General features: G+C 39.0%; 8 protein-coding genes. 3 read left to right on the top strand and 5 right to left on the bottom strand.

Features of this window, described 5'->3' with window-relative positions; translation table 11 throughout:
• Positions 1–253 precede the first annotated feature (253 nt).
• Positions 254–1,684, top strand: a complete 1,431-nt coding sequence (locus tag D0C36_RS24310) for a HEPN domain-containing protein (RefSeq protein ID WP_117394342.1) — start codon at positions 254–256, stop codon at positions 1,682–1,684.
• A 50-nt stretch (positions 1,685–1,734) separates the two neighbouring features.
• Here the strand turns inward: D0C36_RS24310 and D0C36_RS24305 are convergent, their stop codons facing one another.
• Both D0C36_RS24305 and D0C36_RS24300 read right to left on the bottom strand, forming a co-directional pair.
• The gene (locus D0C36_RS24305; protein ID WP_117394341.1) at positions 1,735–1,995 is read right to left on the bottom strand and encodes a helix-turn-helix domain-containing protein; all 261 of its coding nucleotides are present in this window, start codon (positions 1,993–1,995) and stop codon (positions 1,735–1,737) included.
• A 171-nt stretch (positions 1,996–2,166) separates the two neighbouring features.
• On the bottom strand, positions 2,167–3,357 hold the full coding sequence (locus D0C36_RS24300; protein ID WP_117394340.1) for a site-specific integrase: 1,191 nt from the start codon (positions 3,355–3,357) through the stop codon (positions 2,167–2,169).
• 279 nt (positions 3,358–3,636) lie between these two features.
• Here D0C36_RS24300 and D0C36_RS24295 point away from each other — a divergent pair, with 279 nt between their 5' ends.
• The gene (locus D0C36_RS24295; protein WP_117394339.1) at positions 3,637–4,086 is read left to right on the top strand and encodes a hypothetical protein; all 450 of its coding nucleotides are present in this window, start codon (positions 3,637–3,639) and stop codon (positions 4,084–4,086) included.
• A gap of 145 nt (positions 4,087–4,231) precedes the next feature.
• Positions 4,232–5,929: a hypothetical protein gene (locus D0C36_RS24290; RefSeq protein ID WP_147322095.1), complete on the top strand. Its 1,698-nt coding sequence runs from the start codon at positions 4,232–4,234 to the stop codon at positions 5,927–5,929.
• A 71-nt stretch (positions 5,930–6,000) separates the two neighbouring features.
• On the opposite strand, the gene D0C36_RS24285 is transcribed toward D0C36_RS24290, so the two are convergent.
• The 3 genes from D0C36_RS24285 to D0C36_RS24850 form a co-directional block, all read right to left on the bottom strand.
• Positions 6,001–6,543, bottom strand: a complete 543-nt coding sequence (locus D0C36_RS24285; protein WP_117394337.1) for an ORF6N domain-containing protein — start codon at positions 6,541–6,543, stop codon at positions 6,001–6,003.
• A gap of 43 nt (positions 6,544–6,586) precedes the next feature.
• Positions 6,587–7,822, bottom strand: a complete 1,236-nt coding sequence (locus D0C36_RS24280; RefSeq protein ID WP_117394336.1) for a site-specific integrase — start codon at positions 7,820–7,822, stop codon at positions 6,587–6,589.
• 96 nt (positions 7,823–7,918) lie between these two features.
• Positions 7,919–8,132 (bottom strand): hypothetical protein (locus D0C36_RS24850; protein WP_233524563.1); only part of this gene is annotated, 214 nt, incomplete at its 5' end.

Below are 8,132 nucleotides of genomic sequence, written 5' to 3'. Positions count from 1 at the left end.
AGCAAAGTATCGCTTTAAACAAAGAATACCCCTGAACACTCGCTGCCAGGGGTATTACCTAAACCTTATCACATATAGGTATATTACCTAATGAATGCTGCAAGTAAGCAAAATATTCCTGAATAAAGTAAAATTTAAAACGGTTAAATACAACATCAATATTGTATAACACAACCCGCTGTGGTTCGATACGGGCGGTTGCATTCCGAGTTTTGAGTTGCTTGTCAATGTCGTCAGGCTTAATTCTCAGGATATGCACAGCTCTCAACAAAATATTGCAGGCGACCTGCCGGTAACGCTTACTGCAGAGGAAATATTGAATCCTTTGACCGTATTGGATGAGTTTTTTGATTTTGACAGGTTGGAAAGGGCAATTGATATACTCAAACAATGGCGCGATACTTTAATTACGGATGCCTTTTTCGTCAATGCAAAAGGCAATCCTTCCGGTCTGCTCTCCTTTCATAAAAATTGTATCAGGCTTGCCGAGGCACTTTTTCTCTTGAAGGATCATGAAGTGCAGGGGCCGGCTGAAGAAATAAAGAGTGACGATAAGCGCAAAGCAGAACTCGATATCGCGATGGCGATGCTGACGGCCGCGGAGATGCAGGATGTATGTGCCGCATTACGGGAGATCTTTGAAAACCGTTCACTATCGTCTTTCAGGACCTCTCTTTATGAATGGCTGGAGGTTGGTCTGTCTAACCAGGCTGCTAATGAATTTATACCGGCAGCTGAAATGGTACCGCTGTATGACACCATGCAGAAACTGTTCGTTATTGCATGGCTGTTAAATTATGGGGTTATAATGTTATCCGGAGATAAAGCTCACTTGATAAGTAGTTCTGTTAATACACCGATAGAACGGTATAGGGGTAACTCAATAACACTATATCAGGTTGATAAAGATATATCGTCATATAAAGACACCGTTATACAGCTCGTCGGGATGATAAAGGAAAAGGTCAGCACCATAAAGGCAATATTCTGCTTAGGGAAACCACCTGTTCCTGATGCGAAGATCTATTTGTATATCCTCACACCGGAAACTGAGGAACAGAGAGCACAGAACCTTGTTAATAAGATCGAGGACATCTGCAGGCCTGTGCATCCGGTTGTAGCCCTCGTCCATCACCAGTGGCATACGAACGCGGGATTTGATCAGGATGACCTGTTCGTCGCTAATGCAATGAACGCTGCTCTTGTTTATCTCTCAGGAGATCTCATCCTGCCTGTCTTTCCTCCGCTGAACCGGATCGCTGTTGCCGACAAAGCCACTTACAAATGGAGCCGCTGGTACAAGCAGGGGGATGACCTGCTGAAAGGCGCGGAGTTTTACATCAGCTGCGGGGTAAGCAGCATAAGTTTATTCAGCCTGCAGCAGGCGGCTGAAGCTTACCTGATCGGGATCATCAAAGGTGTCATGGGATATAAGCTCAATACACACAGCCTCACAAGACTGCTGTATATAACAGAAATGTTCACGCAGAATATCAAACTGGTCTTCGCAGATTTGGACAAGGAGCTGTTCGATGAACTCAGAAATGCTTATCTGAATGTCCGCTTCAGGGATTCACTTTCCGGAGATATTGCTAAAGCGGAGCAGCTCCTGCCGGTGATCCGAACGCTCGGTGATGTCGTTAACGCAGTTTATCAGAAGCATTACCTGATGAATAACATTTGATCTGAAATTATAAGTGAAACTAATCATTTATAAGCTGAGCTTATAAATGATCATCCCTTTCCATTGAGGATCTTAGCGATATCATCGTATTTATAGTAAATGATCCCGCCGACCTTTGAAAAAGGAAGCGTGCCATTCACACGCAGGTTTTGTAGTGTGCCTGATGATATCTTAAGCAGGTTCTTTACCTGGTAGCTTTTTAGCAGTTTTCCTGTTTCGGGCGCTTTGTTGCCGATGATAGACCTGATGTCTTCCAGAAGTTTTATACGGAAGTCTTCAAGGTCTTCTTTGGTGATGATCTCTAATGCCATTTGATTTTTTTGTTTTCACAAAGGTTAAATCCTTGGATGGCTTTTCTTCGGTAGTTCTTCGGTAGTACCGATAAATAAATTATATGATAATGAATCAAGATAGTTTTCCCATTCGATCTTTTGCTGAATTAAAATATATCAATTCTGCTCAAATGAGATGCTTTGCCTTTCTTAAATAAATTTGCTTAGATGAGCGACCACTCGATCTTTTTGCACCTTTGCATAAAATTCTTCTGTGGTTGATACCTTGCTATGCCCCAGTAGAAAGGAGGCTACGTCTACAGGAATGTCATTGTTTAATAACACAGTTGTCGCAAACGTTTTTCTCGCCACGTGATGGGTAAGATGTTTATTGATAGCACATTCAACAGCAAGTTCTTTCAGATAGGCATTTAACTTTTGATTAGAGATCGGGTTAAATATCGTTTCAGCACTGGGTAAATAATTGCAGCTTTTAAGGATCTGCATTGCTTTTGGAATGATCGGAACAGAAATGGGGCGTTTGGTTTTCTTTCTTATCATTTCTATCCAAAGCCATCCGTTTTTATCCTTCTTCAAGTGAGACCTTGTTAAGGTAGATAATTCGTGATATGCTAGTCCTGTGTAACAAGAGAAAAGGAAAAATTTCCTGACGCCTTCCAACCTGTCCGCAAGCTGTTTCCCTTCCAACAGCAATAACTCATTGTTGTCGAGAAACACAACCTCTTTGATATATTGCTTTTTCCTGAATAGTGCAAAAGGATCGTTTGCCAGCCAACCATGTGCAACAGCGATGTTGACTATTTTTTTGACCCGCTCGATAGTTTTATTGACTGTATTTTGATTATGTCGCTTAATGGTCTTCAGGTAATGTTCGAAGTCTTGTAAAAAACCAAGCTTAAGATCTGCCAGTGAAATATCTTTCATGCGGTATTCCTTATATAAAAATTCACTCACGTGTTTTTGGATCAATACGAATTTACCGTATGTAGCCTGGGAATAATCTCTGCCCACTAATTCGCCGATTTGGCCAACATGATAATCAAACGTTTTGAGTAATGTTTTAATTTCAATCGTATTACCGGAGAACTGCTCATAAACCTGTTGAATACCGATGTGCTCATGCCTCTTTTCAAGTAAAGCGAAAGATTTCATTAAGCCAGTACGGATGGATTTAATGCGATCATTGATGTATTTGGAATCATTTACGTGCTCATCAACTTTTGAGTGCTTAACAATCCAATCCGTTTCTTTGATAAAAATTCCACAGGCAAATTGTTTACGCTTACCCTTTAACGTAATTCGGCAATAAATGGGCGTTTCGTCCCGACTGTTTATCTTGGAACGATATAAGAAAAAAAGAATACTCAGTCTATTGAACATGATCAAAATATAGGATTCATACACACCTATACCCAAGTCGCGGCAGTAATTTTGACATTAAGTAACATTCAGAAAATTGGATGGAATGTCTATAATCCTAAATTGAAGCCTCCTGCTTAGATTTGCGAACTTGATTTCAATCAAGGCCTTATAAATTAGTAGGTAGTTAGTCGCAAGAAATAATTGCAAAATCTTGTCTTTAGGCAAGCAATTAAATTCTGTAATTTAGGCTATCGAAATAATCGTAGGCTAAATAACTACTGCCTGCAAAAATGAATTATGAGAGTGGAATCTAAACCTTGGTACTACAATGAATGGTCAGTTGCAATAGGTAGCGGGTTGGTTCTGTGGGTGTTTACATCTATCGCTGACATTGCGAAAGGCTTGCCAGTATTTACCACAATTGTAAACCTATGGAATATTGATATAAAGCTTGGTTGGTCAGTTTCGGCCATTTTGGTATTTGCCTTGGCTGCCTCATTGATTAAACATTTACGAAAAGGTCAACACGTTGCGCTATTCGAAGAAGGTACACAAGTTATTCTTAAAACCGATCGTAGGCCAGTGATGGTTGTCGGACGCTTCAATCCCAAGAATAATACGGTGCTTTGCAGCTGGACCGTAGATAGCAAAATTAACGAGGAATCAATCAATCAAAATCTCCTAAAACTTTATGAGAATACGGAGTATGTTCCACGAGTAAGGAAGGAAAGCAGATTTTGGTTATAGGCCGTTATTAAGTCTTTTAACAGTCCTACTGATTCTATAATTAGCGAGACAGTGGCATCGTTATTAATTTTATCCATGGATTTTTCGGATTGAAAATGTTGGATTTAGCAAGCTCAGTATTGCTGTTAAACAATTAAATATGCTAATGAAATATGTTTCGATTATCGGATATGCCGAAGTATTTAATGAACCCACTCCTAATAACCCTCTAGAGTTTGTAAAGCATCTTCCTACAGAGTACTTGATGTATAGGCTCGCTAGAATTAATGCAATGCTTTTTCACGAGCCAAACTTGCACCTTCAAACTAGAACAATTCTGGAACAAGCAATATTTCCGGATACCCCTGAACTTTCGGAAAGAATAAGATCATTGACGAGTAAAGTAAATGAGCGGGAACGTGGGATATTTTCGGGCCCCTCAATATCATTATTTCTCAAAAGAAGCTTAGAAAATTATACAGAAGGTGAACCTGGGCAGAAGGTTATACCAATACAAGTAAACTGGGACATTTTTCGGACGATCCTTATTTTTAATGATATATTTTACAGTGCGATTCATGGCGTTTCGCTGGAATCGTTTGAGGGTATGTTTCGTCTAAGTGCGATACAACAGAATCACTTGCGAAGTAATATGTATCATAAATTAATCACTTTTATTAAATACGCTTTTGTAAGTAAATTTATCGAACAGGATAAGGAATTGAAAGAGCGGGGATTCCGATTTTGTAAATTTTTCGGTTTAGGAAATCCGTGGTTATTTGGCAGGTTTTTTCTTGAGTTGCTAACTCAATATGGAGCGGCGGATGAAGGGGGAAATCCGGTCTTGAAGATTGAAGGTTTGCCTCCGGAAATGATCAACTATTTCTCGCTTCAAAACGATGACCTGATCGAAAGAAAGGATGTATCACTATCGATGGACGTCATTCCCAAACCTTTTTTCAAATTACCGGATGATCAGTTTATGATCCTTGATTACAATTATTTTCAATATGCATCCGAATTCGGATTTTTCTATGCTTTTTATCAGGCAACTCAGGAACCAAAAACAGACCGTTTTCGAAACTTTAATTCCTTTAATAGTTATGTAGCGCTGGAGTATTTCGAAAAGTACTTGGTCAAATCATTTTTGGACGTAATTTTTTTTAGAAAAAGCCAAAAAATAGTTAGCACTGACCGCTATCAGGATTTTATCGTTAAGGCTTCTGGCACAAACGTTTTGCTTATTGAGGTTAAAATGATAGATATTCATCCAAAGACGGTTGAGGATCTCAACTTTGAACGTTTTGTAGAGGAGATTGATAAGAATTTTTTGTCGCAAAAAAGTATCCAAGGAAAAGACAAAGGGGCATTTCAGCTTCTTCGGCAGATGCAACATCTGTCAAAAGACGGAGGTGAACTACAGCGATTGCTTGGCATTAAAAGAGCACAAGCAATGACTGTATATCCAATAGTAATCTACAATGACCCGAATCTAGATATGGCGGGTGTAAATGAGTATGTGGCAGGTAAGTTTGCGGATAGCCTCGAAGCTTCACGAGAAAGCTTTTGTTCTGTAAAGCCTTTGGTCATGATGAATGTTAATTTGCTTATCGAGTTCCTTCATATTTTTAAGCAAAGCCCTCAGTCGATTACTAATATATTTGACGCATATTTCAAATATGTCAAAGGACATAAGAGGCAATATCAACAATATCGAGGTGCACATAATTATAGATTATACAATACATCTTTCTCTGCTTATTTGAAAGGAAAATTCCGGGATGATATGTTAAATGATATTATAAAATCAGTAAAAAATAATTTTGACTTGAACATAAACGAGTATGGTCAAGATAGAAATTAAATTAACTTCTTAAGCCATTCTCCACCAGGCATAGAATCTAAAAATTAATAAATATTTATGGAAAAGTCTGTTCAATCAAAACCTTCAGGCTTATAACCGATTCGCGTCCGCGGCTTTTCTTTTTGCTCCATGAGCTCATCTAAATATCGAAACACAACTTCCAGATTTGAGCTCTGATTATTGAGTTGGCTTTTAACTTTTTCGATCTCTGTTCTTATATCAGCATTGTCGATTAGTAAAGCTCTTATTTTCGTGAATATCCTTACGATCTGTATGTTGATTTGTATTGCTCTGTCGCTGTTTAATACGCTTGAAAGCATTAAAACCCCATGCTCTGTAAATACATTGGGCAATACCCTGCGACCACCGCGTCCTTTCTTTGAAATCACAATCTGTGATGTCAAAGCGTCATTTTCTTCCGTCGTTAGCTGAAACATGAAATCATCAGGGAAGCGTCTGGAGTTCCTCGAAACAGCTTGATTTAATACACGTGTTTCTATTTGATATAGTTCGGCCAGATCGCTTGCCAGCATTACCTTCTGTTTTCTAATGTAAAATATTTTGTTCATAACGATTTCGTCAGGAACTATGGAGTTGAAATTTTTATCGCTCATGATTTTATGATTTAAAATTGGGTCACTAGTAATTTTCAGTTTTCTATTTCAAATTTAGACGGGCTTTCAGGGCCTGCATATCATCACTTATCTTTCTCTCTAATACACGGGCATAGATTTGAGTTGTTGATATCTTGGTATGTCCTAGAATTTTACTTACCGTTTCGATAGGGACGCCATTGGATAGCGTGACGGTTGTGGCAAAAGTGTGCCTTGCAACGTGGTAGGTCATGTTTTTTGAGACGCCGCAGATTTTCGCAATTTCCTTGAGATAGGCATTCATCTTTTGGTTGGATATCAAAGGAAATACCTTTCCATTTACTTGCGCTCTGTAGTTATTTTGATATTTTTTAATTAGCGCAAGTGCTTTGGGTAATAGAGGGGTATTTACGGGTACGAGGGTCTTTTGTCTAAATGTACGCAGCCAGGGCTCGCCGTCTAAGCCGGTCACAATGTTCTCGGGTGTCAAGCCAACCATATCGATAAACGCAAGTCCTGTGTAACAGGAAAAGACAAACATATCACGAACCGTATTTAGCCTTTCAATTTCGAATTCTTTTTCTTCAACACGCTGTAGCTCCCATTCGTTTAGGAATTCTTTGTCTACGGCTTTTTTACGCATTTTAAAGCCTTTAAAAGGCTCACCGTCTACCCAGCGAAGGCTTGACCCTAGGTTGACCATTTTCTTCAGCCTGATCAAATGTTTAAGCACACCATTGGTGTCCATTTTCTTTTGATGATCCTTTGGCCGGTGGTTATAAAGGAATAATTCAAAGTCTGCAATGAACTTGTAGTTAAGTTCGGATAGCTTGAAATCGTCCTGATGATATGCCTGCTTTATGAATTTATCGATATACCGCTGGGTTACGAAATAATGACTCATTGTTCCCTTTGACAGAAGGGTAGAGGCTTGGTCATTGTGATATTTCACCAGGTCACTCAGCATTGGTGTGCTCTGCTCTTCCTTTATTCCCAAAAAAGCGCACTTGAGTTTTTCGGCACTTATAGTCACATCAGCAAGCTCCAGCTTTCTGAAATGATCTTTCATCGTCCATCTGACATCTTCCAAATATTTGTTGATGTCCCGGCCCTGCTTAGTGTTTTTCTTTCCTACTCCGTTAAGTTTATCCCAATGGTCTGTTTCAACCATAAATCCCTTAAGGGCAACATAAATCTTTTCAGAATTAAGCACAATGCCCATAAATACCGGCGCTTTGCCATTCTTTGCGCGTTCCGCGCGCATTTTAAAGTGAATTCCAAATTTTCCTGAATACTCCATTTTACATAAATTTTGATACTTACTGTTTTTGTTTGGTTTTACGCACGTTTTAAGGTGCTAAAAACCGTATCAAACAAGCCTTAAATGCATTAAATTTTATCGACTTAATAAATTGTAAATCAATAATTTATGAGCTTTTAGAGTACCAAAAATATCAAATTCATTTTGGTACTCTTGTGGGTACTCTGAATGTTGATATGAAATGCGAATATTTGAACTGTGGGGAAATAAAAAACCCCGTAAATCATATTGTTTACGGGGTTTTGCGTCTGTTTGACTCTCTTTTCGTGGGAGCAACAGGATTCGAACC

The organism is Mucilaginibacter conchicola, assembly GCF_003432115.1.
Lineage (GTDB): Bacteria > Bacteroidota > Bacteroidia > Sphingobacteriales > Sphingobacteriaceae > Mucilaginibacter > Mucilaginibacter conchicola.
Note: the sequence above shows the minus strand (reverse complement) of the source record. Positions and strands in the feature narration are given on the sequence as shown.